Consider the following 16,313-nt stretch of genomic DNA (forward strand, 5'->3'; position numbering starts at 1 on the left):
TGTCCGCAAGGGTCCGTAGCGTAAGGGGTGTCGAGAAGGTCCGGGCCCGCCAGGACCGGACGGCGCAAGCGATTCGGCTACGGAAGGCGGACATCATGGTGGCTCTCGTTCCCACGGAGACCCACGGCGACGAGCGCGGCGCGCTCCTGAACTTCGTCGAGGCCCAGCGCGCCGCGATCCGCCGCTCGCTCCTCGGACTCACCGAGGAGCAGGCGGCGAGCCGCCCCAGCGCCAGCGAGCTCAGCCTCTCCGGACTGCTCAAGCACGTCGCCGAGGTCGAGCTCAACTGGCTCCGGCTGGCGCAGCAGAGGCCGAACGAGCGGCAGCGCACCCAGGAGACCTGGGGCGAGGGCTTCCGGCTCGTGGACGGGGAGACCATCCCGGAGATCATGGAGTTCTGGGCGGGCGTGGCGAAGGAGACCGAGGAGTTCGTCCGCTCGGTGCCCAGCCTGGACGACACCTTCCCGCTGCCCGAGGCGCCCTGGTTCCCCGTGGACGGACGGGTCTCGATGCGCTGGATGGTGCTCCACCTGGTGCAGGAGGCGGGCCGCCACGCCGGGCACGCCGACGTCATCCGCGAGTCCCTGGACGGCAAGGGCTCCTTCGAACTGATCGCGGCGGAGCAGGGCCGGGGCTGAGCGCGGCGGCGGGGACCGGGCGCGGTCGGGACGCCGGTGCCGCCCCCGGGCGGCCCCCCGCGCGTACCCTGGTCAAAATTGACTAGGAGGTACGGCGATGTCGGCGATCCGGCTGCTCGTCCTGGGCGCGGTGAAGCAGCACGGCCGCGCCCACGGCTACCAGGTCCGCAACGACCTGGAGTACTGGGGCGCCCACGAGTGGTCCCACGCCAAGCCGGGCTCGATCTACCACGCGCTGAAGCAGATGGCGAAGCAGGGACTGCTGCACGCGCACGAGGTCGCGCCGAGCGCGGTCGGCGGACCGCCGCGCGTCGAGTACGAGCTGACGGAGAGCGGTACGGAGGAGTACTTCGCGCTGCTGCGCGAGGCGCTGACCACGTACGACCAGAAGATGGACGTCCTGTCGGCGGGCATCGGCTTCATCGTGGACCTGCCCCGGAAGGAGGCCGCGGAGCTGCTGCGCCGGCGGGTGCGGGCGCTCGACGAATGGCGGACCGCGGTCACGGAGTACTACACGCCGGAGGGCGGCCCCGGCCAGCTCGGGCACATCGGCGAGATCATGCACATGTGGGTCCACTCGGCGGACGCCGGCAAGGAGTGGACGCTCGGGCTGATCGAGCGGATCGAGGGCGGGGCGTACGTCTTCGCGGGCGAGGGGGACCCGTTCGTGGGGGTCCTGGCCGAGGGGGAGGAGAACCCCTATGCGACGTGAAGCCGGTGCGACGTGAATTCCGTGTGCGGCCCCCGGTCGGCATCTGCGGTCGGCACCTGCTAATCAAGTTTGACTAAGCACTCCCGAGGGCATACCTTGCTCCGTCGGTGGCGACTGGTCAAATTTGACTACGAGGATTTCGGGAGGAATCGACATGACAGCGGACGCGATCCTCGTGGAGGGCGCACGCAAGCGGTACGGGGAGAAGGAGGCCCTGGCCGGCCTCGACCTCACCGTCCGGCGCGGCACCGTCCACGGCCTGCTCGGGCCCAACGGCGCGGGCAAGACCACGACGGTACGCATCCTGGCCACCCTGCTCCGCCACGACGAGGGCCTGGTGCGGGTGGCGGGACACGACGTACGGACCGAGGCCCGGGAGGTACGGCGGCGGATCGGCCTCCTCGGACAGCACGCGGCCCTCGACGAGGAGCTGGGCGGCAGGCAGAACCTGGAGATGTTCGGCCGACTCCACCACCTGGGCGCGCGGCGCGCCGGGTCGCGGGCCGACGAACTCCTGGAGCGCTTCGGCCTCACCGACACCGGACGCAAGCCCGTCAAGCAGTTCAGCGGAGGCATGCGACGACGCCTCGACCTGGCCGCCTCCCTGATCACGGACCCCGAGGTGCTCTTCCTCGACGAACCGACGACCGGACTCGACCCGCGCGGCCGCGGCGAGGTCTGGGAGTCCGTGCGCTCCCTCGTCGGCGGGGGCACCACGGTGCTGCTCACCACGCAGTACCTGGAGGAGGCGGACCGGCTCGCCGACCGGATCTCGGTCGTCGACGAAGGGCGGGTCGTCGCGGACGGCACCGCCGACGAGCTGAAGGCGAAGGTCGGCGTGGACCGCATCGACGTGGTCGTACGGGACGGGGCACGGCTCGACGAGGCGGCCGCGCTGCTGCCGGGCGAGCGGGCCGAGGTGAGCGTGGACGCCGACCGGCGGCGGCTCAGCGTTCCGGTGGCGGACCGGACGGCCTCGCTCGCCGAGACCGTGCGGGCGCTGGCGGAGGCCGGGATCGAGGCCGAGGACATCGCTCTGCGGCGGCCGACGCTGGACGAGGTCTTCCTGCACCTGACAGCACGCGGTACGGCCCCGGGGGCGGACCGCGAGAAGGAGGTGGCGGCATGAGCGCCGCGTACGTGGTGAGCGACTGCTGGACGATGACCCGCCGCGAGCTGGCGCACTGGGCCCGACAGCCCGTGCAGGTCCTCGTCGGACTCGTGTTCCCGGTGATGATGCTGCTGATGTTCGGCTATCTGGTCGGCGGCGGGCGGGGCGTCGACGGCGACTACGTCGACTTCCTGGTGCCCGGGATGCTCACCCTGACCATGGTGTTCGGGCTCGAAGGCACCATGACGGCGGTGACGCAGGACCTGAACAAGGGCGTGATCGACCGGTTCCGGGCGATGCCGATGACCGACGGCGCTGTGCTCGTGGGGCGGTCGGCGGCCGACATGCTCCAGTCGACGGTGGGCCTGCTCGTGATGGTCGGCGTCGGGTACGCGATCGGCTGGCGTGCGAACGGCGGCCCCGGAAGCACCCTCGGGGCGCTGGGCCTGCTGCTCCTGCTCCGTTTCGCGATGCTGTGGATCGGGATCCTCCTCGCCCTGGTCGCGGGGCGGGCGGAGCTGGTGCAGGCGGTGCAGATCCTCGTCTGGCCCATCGGCTTCCTCTCCAACGCCTTCGCCTCGCCGGACTCGATGCCGGGCTGGCTCGGCACGTTCGTGGAGTGGAACCCGATGTCGGCGACCGCGACGGCGGTCCGCGACCTCTTCGGCAACCCGGGCGGCGAACCGGGGCACATCGGGGCGGCGGTGGTGTGGCCGCTGGTGCTCCTGGCGGTCTTCCTCCCGCTGGCGGTACGGAAGTTCGGGCGGCTCGGGAAGTAGCGGCGCGGAGGTGGGAACCCGGGGGCGGCGAGCGGTGTATTGAAAGCAGCGGTTCACCGCGGACCGCCCGAGGGAGGACAGGGGGACGTGCGATGCGCAGGCCCGTGGGAGGAGTGGTCGGCGCTGTCGTGGCGCTGGTGCTGGTGGTGTTGAGCGGGTGTTCGGGAGCGAGGTCGGGTGGGGAGGAGGGCGGTGCGGGGAGCCGGGGAGGTGCGGGGATTCTCGGTTCTTCGGAGGGTCCGGGCTCTTCGGAGGGTCGGGACACTTCGGGAGGCCTCGGCTCGGCCGGTGAGGGGCCGGTGGGGGATCCGGATCCGCGGCTCTTCGGGGCGCCGCCCCGGATTCCGTCGGCGGAGGGGCTGCCCGGCTGGGCGCACAGTCCGGGCTTCGCGCGGGACGGCAGCGGGTTCGCGCTGCTCGCCTCGTGCGTCGGCGACCCGGCCGCCCCGGAGAACGGCTTCTGCCGCCAGCACGTGGCCGTGCTGGACGCCGGCGCGAGGAAATGGGTGCTGCGGCGGTCCCCGCTGCCCCGGGTGTCGGGAACGGACGGCGTTTCCTCGCACCTCGTGGTCCTCGGCCCCGGCCGGGCCCTCATCGAGGAGGGCGGCGCCGAGCCCGGCGCGCGGACCTGGTTCACGAAGGACGGCGGGCGCACCTGGCGGGCGGGCGACCGGCGTACGGTCGGGACGATCCCCGAGATACCCGTCGGCGCGGCGCTCGTCACCGACTGCGCCGCGCCCGCCGGGGCGCTGCCGGACGACTGCGAGCGACAGCGGCTCGTGGTGGTGTCGCCGCAGGACGGCCGGCGCCGGGCGCTGGCCCGGGTGCCCCTCCTGGGGGCCGGTCCCCGGCCCCAGGAGCAGCCGGAACCCGACGGGTCCTGGTGGGTCTCGGGCACGGACCCGCTGTCGGGGCGGGCGGCGGTCGCCGTCTCCCGGGACGGGGGCCGCGGCTGGACGGTCACCCGGCTGCCGAGTCCCGCCACGAGTCCCGGGTGGTACACGGCGGTGGCGGTGGGCAGGGACGCGGTGTACGCGGCGGAGATGGGGGAGTTGACGGGCGGTGAGCCCGTCAAGAACCCGATGAGGGCGCTGCACCGTTCGGTGGACGGCGGCAGGACCTGGCAGCGGATGTGGACGACGGGGCCGGGCGAGCAGCCGCGCTCCGTGCTCGGCCTGCCGGTCCCGGGGCCGGGTGGCCGGGTGGAGATCGGCACGGAGCTCTCGGGGTACGGGAGCGTGGACGGCGGGCGTACGTTCGCCCGGCTGGGCGACGGGACGCACCACACCCGGCGCACCCCGCTGGGCCTGCTGCGTGAGGCCTCGCGCTGCCGGTTCGCGCTGACCGAGGACGGGGTGCGCTGGTCGGAGTTCCGGCTGGCCTGCGACGACCCGGTGGGCGGCTGACCGGCGGCGGCTGACCGGGCGGGGTGCGGTGGGCGCCCCGGGAGGCTTCCCCGCCCGGGCCTTCCGGCGGATCCGGGGCGGGCACTCGCTAGTGGTGGAAGGAGGTCGCCGCGCTCACGTCCTGGGTGAACGGCTGCGACTGGCTCCGCAGTTCGGGCAGCAGCCGGTTCAGATCCTCGATGAGGAGTCCGGCGAGGTCGGCCGAGAAGCCGTTGCGGCAGACCACGCGCAGCACGGACAGGTCCTCGCGGTTGGCGGGGAAGGTGTAGGCGGGGACCAGCCAGCCCTGTTCGCGCAGCCTCCGGGAGACGTCGAAGACGTTGAAGGAGGTGACGTCGGGGGCGGTGGTGAAGGCGAAGACGGGCAGTTCGTTGCCGTGGGTGAGGAGCTGGAAGTCGCCCATGGCCTCGATCCGTTCGGCGAGGCCGCGGGCGATGTCGCGGGAGGTCTGCTGGACCGCACGGTAGCCCTCCCGGCCGAGCCTGAGGAAGGTGTAGTACTGCGCGACGACCTGGGCGCCCGGCCGGGAGAAGTTGAGGGCGAAGGTGGGCATGTCGCCGCCCAGGTAGTTGACGCGGAAGACGAGGTCCTCGGGGAGCTCGGCGGCGGACCGCCACAGGGCCCAGCCGACGCCCGGGTAGACCAGGCCGTACTTGTGACCGGAGGTGTTGATGGAGGAGACGCGGGGGAGCCGGAAGTCCCAGATCAGGTCTTCGTCGATGAAGGGGGCGACCATGGCGCCGGAGGCGCCGTCGACATGGACGGGGATGTCCAGACCGGTGCGTTCCTGGAGGGCGTCGAGGGCGGCGCAGATCTCGGCGACGGGTTCGTAGGAGCCGTCGAAGGTCGAGCCGAGGACGGCGACGACGCCGATGGTGTTCTCGTCGCAGAGCGCGGCGGCGGACTCGGCGTCGAGGTGGAAGCGGCCGCCCTCCATCGGGACGAGCCGGGCTTCGACCTCCCAGAAGTTGCAGAACTTCTCCCAGCAGACCTGGACGTTGACGCCCATGATCAGGTTGGGGCGGGCGGAGCCGGGGTAGCGGTCGGCGTTCCGCTTCGCCCAGCGGCGCTTGAGGGCCATGCCGGCGAGCATGCAGGCCTCGCTGGACCCGGTGGTGGAGCAGCCGACGGCCAGGGCCGGGTCCGGGGCGTGCCACAGCTGGGCGAGCATGGCGACGCAGCGGCGCTCCAGTTCGGCGGTGCGCGGGTACTCGTCCTTGTCGATCATGTTCTTGTCGCGGCATTCGGCCATCAGGACACCCGCCTGGGGTTCCATCCAGGTGGTGACGAAGGTGGCGAGGTTGAGCCGGGAGTTGCCGTCGAGCATCAGCTCGTCGTGGACGAGCTGATAGGCGCTCGCCGGGGGCAGCGGGCTCTCGGGCAGGCGGTGGTGGGGCGGGGCCTCGGTCATTCCGCCGACCGGGTTGGCGGCCTCCCCGAAGAAGGGGTTGAGGGCGAGTCGGCGGGTGGGCTCGGCGGGGGAGGCGGCAGGACCCTGGTGGAGCGGCATGGGGGACTCCTTCTGTCCGGTGGGGGCGGGGGCTCTTCGAGGGGGAACCGGGTCAGCGCAGGGCGCGGCCCTGGTGGTCGAGCTGGAGCTGGGGCCGGCCGGTGACGATCAGCCAGGCGGGGAGGGAGGCCAGGCAGAGGAGGGCGATCACCGCGGGAGAACCGGCGATGACGGCTCCGGTGAAGAGGCTGATCCAGCCCTGCCGGGTGGTGGCGAGCAGGACACCGAGGACGGCGGAGGAGACGGCCACCGTCGGACTGACCTCGGGGACGAGGGCCTGGGCGAGCAGCCCGAAGGCGGCGCCGATGAAGACGGCGGGGAAGATCCGGCCGCCCCGGAAACCGCAGGATGCGGCGACGAGGAGCGCGACGAGTTTGATCACGGCCAGTTTGGCGAGCTCGCCGGAGGACCACGTGCCGATCGAGGCGGTGAGCTCCTTGACCTCGTCGAGGCCCTTGAAGAGGGTCAGCTGTCCGCCGAGGGCACCCAGAAGGCCGAGGACGAGGCCGCCGAGGGGAAGGATCAGCATGGGGTGGCGCAGGCGCTGGAAGGCGGCGTGCATGAAGGGGAAGGCGTAGCAGGCGACGAGGGCGAAGAGGGCCGCGGCGGAGGCGATCACCAGCGCGGCGAGCAGGTCGCCCCAGCCGGGGTTCGTCAGGGGCGGGAGCCCCATGTCGAAGGTGGGCTCGGCGAGCAGCTGGGTGGTCATGGCGCCGGCGCCGGCGGCGACGAGCGGGGAGAAGAGCCGGTCCCACAGCGATCCGCGTCCCGGCATGCCGGTGAGGGCCTCGGAGAGGACGAGGGCGGCGGCCACCGGGGTGCCGAAGAGGGCGCCGATGGTGGCGGCCGAGGCGAGGGAGACCCAGAAGGCGCCCGGTACGGCGGGGGCGGCCTTGCGGCCCAGCCAGTAGGCGAGGGCGATGTTGGACGCGATGATCGGGTTCTCGGGGCCGAGGCTGACCCCGCCGGCGAGCGAGAGTGTGCTCGCGAGCAGGAGGCCGGGGACGACCCCGGGGGCGATCGGTTTCCCGCCGAGGCCCTCGGAGGCCGGGTCGGGCCCGGCGTGTCCGGGGAACTTCCAGATCACGAGGCCCACGGCGATGCCCGCGGCCGTGAGCATGCTGATGATCCAGAGGGAGGAGTAGTCACCGATGCCGAGGGCGTCCGGCAGGTTGTGCCACAGGACGTCCTGGAGTTCGTCCGCGAGGGCCTCGATCCCGAGGAGCAGCAGGCTCGCCACGACGCCGACCACGAGCGCGGGCAGCACCTGGGGGAGCAGGATCCGCAGCGGGCTCTCGTCGGCGGCGGGGGGAGGGGGCGGAGCATGATCGGTGGCCACCGACCCACCATAAGTGAGCAAATGCCGCACAACATCCCGAAATTCGGGTCGAACGGACGTGCACCTCACGTCGTGTCAGGTCGGGGCGAAGCCGCGTACCGGCACACGTCGGCCCCCCCACGGCGCCACCCGTGGCGAACTCCCGCCCACGGCGCCACCCAAGGCGCCCCACGTCCGGGACGGCGGCCTCGGGCCTCGGCGGCCTCGGGCCTCGGCGGCCTCGGGCCTCGGCGGCCGAGGGGGCGGCGACCTCGTCGTTCGTGACGCGATCCACGAGAGCAGTCCCGGGCGCCTCCACGCCGCCGTCCGGGCGAACGCGCGATGCCCGGGGCCGACCCGGGAGCCCGACTCCGGGGCCCTCGGCCCGAACCACCGGGACATCGGGGCCCACGGACGGGCCCACGGACGGGTCCTGGGGCGGGTCCTCGGACGGGCCCTGCGGCGGGTCCACGGACGGGCCCGGGGGCGGAAGCCCGGACCGGAGCCCGGGCCCTACCGCGGGGCCCGGCCCGGTCAGGCGCGTGGTGCGATCACCACCGCGGTGCCGTACGCGCAGACCTCCGTGCCCACGTCGGCCGCCTCGGTCACGTCGAAGCGGAACATCAGCACGGCGTTCGCACCGCGCGCCTGAGCCTGTTCCACCAGGCGTTCCATCGCCTGGTTGCGGGTCTGCACCAGGGTCTTCGTCAGACCCTTCAGCTCCCCGCCGATCATCGACTTGAGCCCCGCGCCGATCTGGCTGCCCAGATGGCGGGAGCGGACGGTGAGCCCGAAGACCTCACCGATCACCTGCCGGACCTCGAAGCCCGGCACGTCGTTCGTCGTCACCACCAGCACATCGGGCTGCGGCCCCTGGCCGCCTCCGTATTCGTCGATGCCCATCGGCAAACACCTCCTGGCCCCCCAGCCTCGGGGGAGCGGGACCCGTCCGCATCCCGTGGGCCCCGGGTGGAACCGGTCGCGTTCGGCCCGCGTTGATAGCTTGGGGCCAGCCGTCCCCCATGCCTCACCGACCGCAGGAGCCCGGAACCCGTGAATACGCTTGCCCTCGGACCGAGCTGGCTGGACCCGGACTATCTGATTCAGACCTTTGGTCCGATCGGTGTCCTGGCCATCGTCTTCGCCGAGTCCGGACTTCTCATCGGGTTCTTCCTGCCCGGCGACTCGCTGCTCTTCACCACCGGCCTGCTGATCACCACCGGCAAGCTGGACATGCCGCTGTGGCTGATGTGCACCCTGATCGTGGCCGCGGCGGTCATAGGAGACCAGGTCGGATACCTCTTCGGGCGGAAGGTCGGCCCGGCCCTCTTCAAGCGACCCGACTCGAAGCTCTTCAAGCAGGAGAACGTCGAGAAGGCCCATGAGTTCTTCGAGAAGCACGGCCCGAAGTCGCTGATCCTGGCCCGCTTCGTCCCCATCGTGCGGACGTTCACGCCGATCATCGCCGGCGTCAGCCGCATGAACTACCGCCTGTTCATCACGTTCAACATCATCGGCGGCGTCCTGTGGGGCGCGGGCGTGACCATCCTCGGCGCCCTCCTCGGCAAGATCGACTTCGTGCACCAGCACATCGAACTGATCCTCGTCGGCATCGTGCTGATCTCCGTCGTGCCGATCATCATCGAGGTCCTGAGGTCCCGCTCCCAGTCGAAGAAGGCACAGGCCCGGGGCGACGACCACACCCCCGGCGACCACGACGCGCCCGGCACCCCCAACCCGCCCCGCGGCCGGCACGCCAAGCGCTGACCCCGGATCCGTCCGAAGCACCGAAAGGGCCCCGCACACCGTGCGGGGCCCTTTTCCGCGCCTCGGACCGATCCGAGCGGGTGACCCTAGAAACCCCTGGTCCGCTTGGCCGCACGACGGGCCGCGGCGGCACGGGGGGCCTGCATGAAGAGCCGCGCCAGCTCACCACCCAGGTTCACCCCGATCGCGATCGCCAGGGCCAGCGCCGCCGCCTTCGCCAGCGAGGCGAAACCCTGGTCCAGATTGTTCTGGGCGATCGCCAGCACCCCGAAATACGTCGCCGAACCCGGCAGCAGCGGGCCGATCGCCGCCGTCACGTACGGCAGCGACGACGTGTGCTCGTAGCGGGCGATCAACTGCCCGAAGAGCCCCACCAGGCCCGCCGCCACCGCCGTCGCCATGACCGTCGAGCCCTCCGCGGTCACCGCTATCGACGCGTAGATCACCCACGCGACCCCGCCGTTCAGCGTCGCGAACAGCACGGTCGCCCGCGACTGCTGCAACAGGATGGCGAAGGTCGCGCACAGCACCATCGAGGCCAGGATCTGCGTCACCGGCCGCTCCACCGCCCGCAGCGTCCCCTCCGGGTTCAGCTGCGCGTCGAACTGCACCGCGATGTACAGCACCGACAGCACGCCCACCACGATCGCGACGAAGAAGTACGCGACCTCCAGAAGCCGCGCCGACGCCGTGATGTAGAAGCCGGTCAGACCGTCCTGGACGGCCGCCACCAGCGCCCGCCCCGGGATCAGCGCGAACAGACCACCGGTGATCACCGCCGAAGGACGCAGATCCGCGTGCAGCATCGTCAGCAGCACACCCATCGCCGCCGGCGGCATCGCCGCCACCAGGAACTGGTAGAACTCCGGCAGCCCGCGCCCCGCGCACAGCCAGGCGAGCCGGTCGCCGAGCACCGCGCCCAGCGCCGCCACGAAGAAGACCGTCGGACCACCGCCCAGCAGCACCGAGGCCGCGCCGGCGAGGACACCCGCCGCCGCCGTGAGCACCCAGCCCGGGTACGGGTGGCGATTGCGCCGTATCTCCGCGAGCCGCCGGTACGCCTCCTCGGGCGTCACCTCGTGGGCGCTCGCGTTGATGTCGGCGAGCAGCGTGTAGACCGCCGCGAGCCGCGTGTAGTCCGTCCCCCGCCGCCGAACCGTCCGGTTCGCCGTGATCGGGTCGTCCACCAGGGAGGGCTGGTACGTGACGGACAACAGCGTGAACGTGACCGTCGGCTCGACCCGGTCCAGACCGTACGAGCGGCAGATCGCGAACATCGCCGCCTCGACGTCCTCCGCACCCTCCCCGCCCGCGAGCAGCAGCTCCCCGATACGCAGGGTCAGGTCGAGCACACGAGGCACCGAGGGCCCCGCCTCGTCCTCCTTGCGCGAGGCCTCCGGCACGGGCCGCTCACCCACCGGCAGCCGCAGCATCGTCCGCATCCGGTCCTGCCACGGGGCGTCCTGCGGCAGCCGTACCAGCGGCACCCCGTACGCCGGAGTGAAGGCGGGCGGCGAGTTCTTCGCCGAATACGTGGCCGGCGTCGCGAACGCCGAACCCTCCTGCTCGGCCGGCGGCTCCGCCGTGAAACCTGGAGGAAGAGCGAACTCGGAGGTCGGATGCTCCTCCTCCGGTGGCGCGGGCTGCTCCACACCGGCGGGCGGCGCGAACGCGCTCCGTGCCTCGTCCGACTGGGGCTTCCGGTCCTCCGGAACCCCTCCCGGACCGTTCTTCGAGCCGTCCGGCTCCGCCACCACTCTGACCGCCTCACTCCCTGGGAACCGTGGATTCCAGTATGAGTGTGCGACAGATGCGCGAAAGGCGGTGCACCCAAGGGGTACACCGCCTTCACACGATCAGACCGCCGCCGTCAGGCGAACGACCGGAACAACGGGGGCTCAGTGGCCGCCCTGCTCCTTGGCGCGCGCGTACGACTTCTCGATCTCTTCCTCGGCCTCGGCGCGACCGACCCAGTCGGCGCCCTCGACCGACTTGCCCGGCTCCAGGTCCTTGTAGACCTCGAAGAAGTGCTGGATCTCCAGGCGGTCGAACTCCGCGACGTGGTGGATGTCCCGCAGGTGCTCCATGCGCGGGTCCGTGGCCGGGACGCACAGCAGCTTGTCGTCGCCGCCCGCCTCGTCCGTCATGCGGAACATGCCGATGGCACGGCACTTGATCAGGCAGCCCGGGAAGGTGGGCTCGTCGAGGATGACGAGCGCGTCCAGCGGGTCGCCGTCCTCGCCGAGGGTGTTCTCGACGTAGCCGTAGTCGGTCGGGTAGGCCGTCGACGTGAAGAGGCGACGGTCCAGGCGGATGCGACCCGTCTCGTGGTCGACCTCGTACTTGTTCCTCGATCCCTTGGGGATCTCGATGAGAACGTCGAACTCCACGGGTGGCTCCTCCTGAATCAACACAAGTGAATGCTCGCGACGACGCGCGGTGATTAAGTGTCCCTCACGCACGTGTGTGATCGCGAAAGGGGCTGGTCAGCAATGCCCGAGCCGAGGATGTGGCAGCTCACGGCGGGCTCCGCCGCCCTCGGACTGGCCCTGGCCGCCGTCGCGGTGACCGCGGCCGGTCCGTGGGACTCGGGCCAGCGTACGGCCGAGCGGGCCCGCGCCGCCGCCCCGGCGACGGGTGGCGCACGTCACGCCCCGCCCCCCGCGCCCGCCCCGCCCCGGCGCCCCGCACCCGCCCCGAGCGCCCCCGGCGTCCTCACCGCCCTGCACGCCCCGGCCCCCGCCGGACGCCCCGCGGACCTCGCCGCCCTCCTCGTACCCCTCCTCGCCGACCCCGGACTCGGCCCGCTGCGCACCGCCTCCGTCGTCGACACCGCGACGGGGAAGCAGCTGTACGGCGAGGGCGCCGGCACCCCGATGACCCCCGCGTCCACCGTCAAGATCGCCACCGCCGCGGCCGCGCTCTCCGCCCTCGGCCCCGACCACCGCATCCCCACCACCGTCACCGCCGCCCCCGACGGCCGGACCGTCACGCTCACCGGCGGCGGCGACCCCACCCTCGACCCGGCCCGGCTGAAGGCCCTCGCGACCGACACCGCCCGCGCCCTCACCGCCCGCGGCCACACCTCCGTACGCCTCACGTACGACACGAACCTCTACCCCGGCCCCCGGCTCCACCCCATCGGCCCCAACGAGAACATCGCCCCCGTCGTCGCCCTCATGACCGACGAAGGACGCCTCGACGACAGCGAGAGCGGCCCCGCGCCCCGCGCCGCCGACCCCGCGGCCGACACCGCCACCGCCTTCGCCGGACTCCTCACCGAGGCCGGGATCGAGGTCACCGGCGACCCGGCCCCCGGCCGCACCCCGAAGGCCGCCCCCCTCGCCCGCACCCACTCCGCGCCCCTCGCCGACCTCGTCGAGCGCACCCTCACCCACAGCGACAACGACCTCGCCGAAGCCCTCGCCCGGCAGACCGCCCTCGCCCGCAAGCAGCCCGCGAGCTTCGAGGGCGCCGCCAAGGCCGTCCGGGACGAACTCGCCCGCCTCGGCCTCCCCGTCGCCGGCGCCCGCTTCGCCGACGGCAGCGGACTCGACCGCCGCGACCGCGTCTCCGCCGCCCTCCTCACCGCCCTCCTCACCCGAGCGGCCGACCCCGCCCGCCCCGCGCTGCGCCCGCTCCTCACCGGACTGCCCGTCGGCGGCTTCACCGGCACCCTCGCCGGCCGCTTCGACACCGCGCCCGCCACCGCGGGCGCCGGACTCGTCCGCGCCAAGACCGGCACCCTGACGGGCGTCAACACACTCGCCGGGACCGTCGTCACCCCCGACGGGCGTCTCCTCGCCTTCGCGTTCCTCGCCGGCCGCACCCTCTCCCCGTACGAGGCACAACCCGCCCTCGACCGCCTCTCCGCCGCCCTCGCCGGACAGGACTGACCACCGTACGGCCGCACCCCGACACCGCCCGGACCTCGCCCGGACCCGGTTCCGACCCGAACGGAAGCCGTCCCGAACCCACACCGAACAGGCTTCGAGACCGTACGGTTGACGCATGACGAGCATCGGTGGCGCAGGCACATCCGGGATGGTCGACTGGAACCTCGCGGTCGCGACCGCGACCCGCCTCGTGCGGCCCGGACCCGAAGTCAGCCGCGACGAGGCCCGCGAGGTCGTCGCCGAACTCCGCAGGCACGCCAAGGCGTCCGAAGAACACGTCCGCGCCTACACCCGGATGTTCCCCGAGGGCACGGACCCCGGGACCATCGCCGACACCCCCGTCCTGGTCGTCGACCGGGCCGGCTGGATCAGGGCCAACGTCGCCGGATTCCGCGAACTGCTCACCCCGCTCCTCGGCAAGATGCAGGACCGCAGGGCGAGCAACCCCGGCAACGCCGTCCTCGGCGCCGTCGGCGGCAAGGTCACCGGCGTCGAACTCGGCATGCTGCTGTCCTTCCTCGCCTCCCGCATCCTCGGCCAGTACGAGACCTTCGCCCCCGCCACCCGCGAACTCCCCGCCGGAGCCAACGGCGGCGGCCGCCTCCTCCTCGTCGCGCCCAACATCGTCCACGTCGAACGCGAACTCGAGGTCTCGCCGCACGACTTCCGGCTCTGGGTCTGCCTCCACGAGGAGACCCACCGCACCCAGTTCACCGCCGTCCCCTGGCTGCGCGACCATCTGCAGGGCGAAATCCAGTCGTTCCTCGCCGCCACCGACGTCGACCCCGGCACCGTCGTCGAACGCCTCCGCGAGGCCGCCCAGACCCTCGCCGGCGGCCGCCCCGAGGGCGAGGAGGGCGAACCCGCCCCCTCCCTCGTCGAGCTCGTCCAGACCCCCGAACAGCGCGAGATCCTCGGCCGCCTCACCGCCGTCATGTCGCTCCTCGAAGGCCACGCCGACTACGTCATGGACGGCGTAGGACCCCAGGTCGTGCCCTCCGTCGCCGAGATCCGCGAGAAGTTCCAGCAGCGCCGCGCCCGGGGCGCCTCCCGCCTCGACCTCGCCCTGCGCAAGCTCCTCGGCCTCGACGCCAAACTCCGCCAGTACCGCGACGGCGAGCGATTCGTCCGCGCCGTCGTCGACCAGGTCGGCATGGACGGATTCAACCGCGTGTGGACCTCCCCCAACACGCTCCCCACCAAGACCGAGATCGCCGCCCCCGCCGACTGGATCGCGAGGGTGCACCGTAAGGCAGACTCGTGAGACAGGTGCGGCAGACGGCACAGGAACACGTCAGAACACCCCACCAATCACCCATCCGAGGGACCCTGGGCATGGGGTGAGGCGTGCAATGCTCGGGTAACGGCCGGGTTTCTGTCACCATCGACGCACTCTGAGTGACCGAACCCCCCTTTCCGACCGTTAAGACTCCGACCGAGGCACCCCACCCCATCACGAAGGGCACCGGACATGGGTCCCCATCCTGCGGTCGCGGCGATACGCCTGGCGGTCCGCCGCGTACTCCACGACGTTCTCACCGAGCACCAGACCGACCCCGCTCCCGACGCGCACACACCCCTCGTGCTCGTCGCCTGTTCCGGAGGCGCCGACTCGATGGCGCTCGCCTCCGCCCTCGCCTTCGAGGCCCGCAAGCTTCCCGTGCGCGCCGGCGGCATCACCGTCGACCACGGGCTCCAGGACGGCTCCGACACCCGCGCGGGCGAGGTCGCCGGACGCATGACCGTGCTCGGCCTCACCCCCTCCGAGGCCGTCTCCGTCACCGTCGGCCGCGAAGGAGGCCCCGAGGCCGCCGCCCGAGACGCGCGGTACGCGGCGCTCGACGCCGCCGCCGAGCGCCACGGAGCCGCCGCGATCCTCCTCGGCCACACCCGCGACGACCAAGCGGAAACCGTCCTGCTCGGGCTCGCCCGCGGCTCCGGAATCCGCTCGCTCTCCGGCATGGCCGCGATCTCCGGCGCCTCCGGCCGCTACCGGCGTCCCTTCCTCCAGCTCGACCGCCAGACCGTCCGCAAGGCCTGCGTCGCACAGGAACTCGCCGTCTGGGACGACCCCCACAACAGCGACCCCGCCTACACCCGCTCCCGGCTCCGCCACGAAGGCCTCCCCGCCCTCGAGAAGGCCCTCGGCAAAGGCGTCGTCGAAGCACTCGCCCGAACGGCCCAGCTCTCCCGCGACGACGCCGACGCCCTCGACACCTGGGCCGCCGACGCCGAGACCTCCGTACGCGACGAGGCGGGCGCCCTGGAATGCTCCAAGCTCTACGGCCTGCCCCCCGCCGTACGCCGCCGGGTCCTGCGCCGCGCCGTGATCGCCGAGGGCGCACCCGCCGGCTCCCTCTTCGCCCGACACATCGAAGAAGTCGACCGGCTGATCACCGGCTGGCGCGGCCAGGGGGCCATCAACCTGCCCGGTCGAGTCGAAGCCCGCCGCCAGGGTGGCAGACTGGTCATCCGGCAAGGCTGACGCACGCTGCAACGAAAGTGACCCGGGTGAACGAGAAGGACATGGGCACCGACCTCCAGTCGGTGCTCATCACCAAGGAAGAGATCGACGCCAAGCTGGCAGAGCTGGCCGCGAAGATCGACGCGGAATACGCGGGCAAGGACCTGCTCATCGTCGGCGTCCTCAAGGGCGCGGTGATGGTGATGGCGGATCTGGCTCGCGCCCTTTCCACCCCCGTCACCATGGACTGGATGGCCGTGTCCTCCTACGGCGCCGGCACCCAGTCCTCGGGCGTCGTCAGGATCCTCAAGGACCTCGACACCGACATCAAGGGCAAGCACGTCCTGATCGTCGAGGACATCATCGACTCCGGCCTGACGCTGTCCTGGCTGCTGTCGAACCTCGGCTCGCGCGAGCCCGCCTCCCTGGAGGTGTGCACGCTGCTGCGCAAGCCCGAGGCCGCGAAGGTCGCGATCGACGTCAAGTGGATCGGTTTCGACATCCCCAACGAGTTCGTCGTGGGCTACGGCCTCGACTACGCCGAGAAGTACCGGAACCTTCCGTTCGTCGGCACGCTCGCCCCGCACGTCTACGGCGGCTGAACACCAGCGCCGTACGGGGAACCCGCACCGCCTTCCCCCCGTTGAACCACGGGAAGGCGGTCGCGGGCGACGATGCTGAGGTACCGTCCGAAGAACAGCTTTTTCACACT

15 protein-coding genes are annotated in these 16,313 nt (G+C 72.2%); 10 read left to right on the forward strand and 5 right to left on the reverse strand.

Features of this window, described 5'->3' with window-relative positions; translation table 11 throughout:
* The first annotated feature begins 95 nt into the window (after positions 1-95).
* The 5 genes from IE311_RS15010 to IE311_RS15030 all read left to right on the forward strand — a co-directional run bounded on the left by IE311_RS15010 (position 96) and on the right by IE311_RS15030 (position 4,646).
* Entirely contained in the window at positions 96-638 is a 543-nt protein-coding gene (locus IE311_RS15010; RefSeq protein WP_189832161.1) for a DinB family protein, read from the forward strand.
* Between the two features lie 97 nt (positions 639-735).
* On the forward strand, positions 736-1,350 hold the full coding sequence (locus IE311_RS15015; RefSeq protein WP_189832162.1) for a PadR family transcriptional regulator: 615 nt from the start codon (positions 736-738) through the stop codon (positions 1,348-1,350).
* Positions 1,351-1,504: 154 nt separating this feature from the next.
* Entirely contained in the window at positions 1,505-2,479 is a 975-nt protein-coding gene (locus IE311_RS15020; RefSeq protein ID WP_189832163.1) for an ATP-binding cassette domain-containing protein, read from the forward strand.
* On the forward strand, positions 2,476-3,240 hold the full coding sequence (locus tag IE311_RS15025; protein WP_189832164.1) for an ABC transporter permease: 765 nt from the start codon (positions 2,476-2,478) through the stop codon (positions 3,238-3,240). Before IE311_RS15020 ends, IE311_RS15025 begins: the two co-directional genes overlap by 4 nt.
* Before the next feature lie 299 nt (positions 3,241-3,539).
* Positions 3,540-4,646 (forward strand): sialidase family protein, encoded by a 1,107-nt coding sequence (locus tag IE311_RS15030; protein ID WP_229901936.1) that lies wholly within the window; start codon positions 3,540-3,542, stop codon positions 4,644-4,646.
* Between the two features lie 88 nt (positions 4,647-4,734).
* Here the strand turns inward: IE311_RS15030 and IE311_RS15035 are convergent, their stop codons facing one another.
* The 3 genes from IE311_RS15035 to IE311_RS15045 all read right to left on the reverse strand — a co-directional run bounded on the left by IE311_RS15035 (position 4,735) and on the right by IE311_RS15045 (position 8,377).
* Positions 4,735-6,156 carry a glutamate decarboxylase gene (locus IE311_RS15035; RefSeq protein ID WP_189832165.1) on the reverse strand — a complete coding sequence of 474 codons (1,422 nt, stop codon included), beginning with the start codon at positions 6,154-6,156 and terminating at the stop codon, positions 4,735-4,737.
* A 52-nt stretch (positions 6,157-6,208) separates the two neighbouring features.
* A complete protein-coding gene (locus IE311_RS15040) occupies positions 6,209-7,495 on the reverse strand; it encodes an ion channel protein (RefSeq protein ID WP_189832166.1) in 1,287 nt (428 codons plus the stop codon).
* 513 nt (positions 7,496-8,008) lie between these two features.
* Positions 8,009-8,377, reverse strand: a complete 369-nt coding sequence (locus IE311_RS15045; protein WP_189832167.1) for a YbjQ family protein — start codon at positions 8,375-8,377, stop codon at positions 8,009-8,011.
* A 150-nt stretch (positions 8,378-8,527) separates the two neighbouring features.
* Here IE311_RS15045 and IE311_RS15050 point away from each other — a divergent pair, with 150 nt between their 5' ends.
* The gene (locus IE311_RS15050) at positions 8,528-9,241 is read left to right on the forward strand and encodes a DedA family protein (RefSeq protein WP_189832168.1); all 714 of its coding nucleotides are present in this window, start codon (positions 8,528-8,530) and stop codon (positions 9,239-9,241) included.
* Between the two features lie 86 nt (positions 9,242-9,327).
* Here IE311_RS15050 and IE311_RS15055 read toward each other — a convergent pair whose 3' ends face one another.
* Both IE311_RS15055 and IE311_RS15060 read right to left on the reverse strand, forming a co-directional pair.
* Positions 9,328-10,998 (reverse strand): threonine/serine exporter family protein, encoded by a 1,671-nt coding sequence (locus IE311_RS15055; protein ID WP_189832169.1) that lies wholly within the window; start codon positions 10,996-10,998, stop codon positions 9,328-9,330.
* A 141-nt stretch (positions 10,999-11,139) separates the two neighbouring features.
* Positions 11,140-11,631, reverse strand: coding sequence for an inorganic diphosphatase (locus IE311_RS15060; RefSeq protein WP_024758444.1), 492 nt, complete (start codon positions 11,629-11,631; stop codon positions 11,140-11,142).
* A gap of 102 nt (positions 11,632-11,733) precedes the next feature.
* Here IE311_RS15060 and dacB point away from each other — a divergent pair, with 102 nt between their 5' ends.
* The 4 genes from dacB to hpt all read left to right on the forward strand — a co-directional run bounded on the left by dacB (position 11,734) and on the right by hpt (position 16,203).
* Positions 11,734-13,137: a D-alanyl-D-alanine carboxypeptidase/D-alanyl-D-alanine endopeptidase gene (gene dacB / locus IE311_RS15065; protein WP_189832170.1), complete on the forward strand. Its 1,404-nt coding sequence runs from the start codon at positions 11,734-11,736 to the stop codon at positions 13,135-13,137.
* 115 nt (positions 13,138-13,252) lie between these two features.
* On the forward strand, positions 13,253-14,401 hold the full coding sequence (locus tag IE311_RS15070; RefSeq protein WP_189832171.1) for a zinc-dependent metalloprotease: 1,149 nt from the start codon (positions 13,253-13,255) through the stop codon (positions 14,399-14,401).
* Between the two features lie 207 nt (positions 14,402-14,608).
* The gene (tilS, locus tag IE311_RS15075; RefSeq protein WP_189832172.1) at positions 14,609-15,622 is read left to right on the forward strand and encodes a tRNA lysidine(34) synthetase TilS; all 1,014 of its coding nucleotides are present in this window, start codon (positions 14,609-14,611) and stop codon (positions 15,620-15,622) included.
* Positions 15,623-15,663: 41 nt separating this feature from the next.
* Positions 15,664-16,203 (forward strand): hypoxanthine phosphoribosyltransferase, encoded by a 540-nt coding sequence (hpt, locus tag IE311_RS15080; protein WP_030219931.1) that lies wholly within the window; start codon positions 15,664-15,666, stop codon positions 16,201-16,203.
* Positions 16,204-16,313 lie beyond the last annotated feature (110 nt).

The organism is Streptomyces zaomyceticus, from assembly GCF_014656215.1.
In the GTDB taxonomy this organism is placed as follows: domain Bacteria; phylum Actinomycetota; class Actinomycetes; order Streptomycetales; family Streptomycetaceae; genus Streptomyces; species Streptomyces zaomyceticus.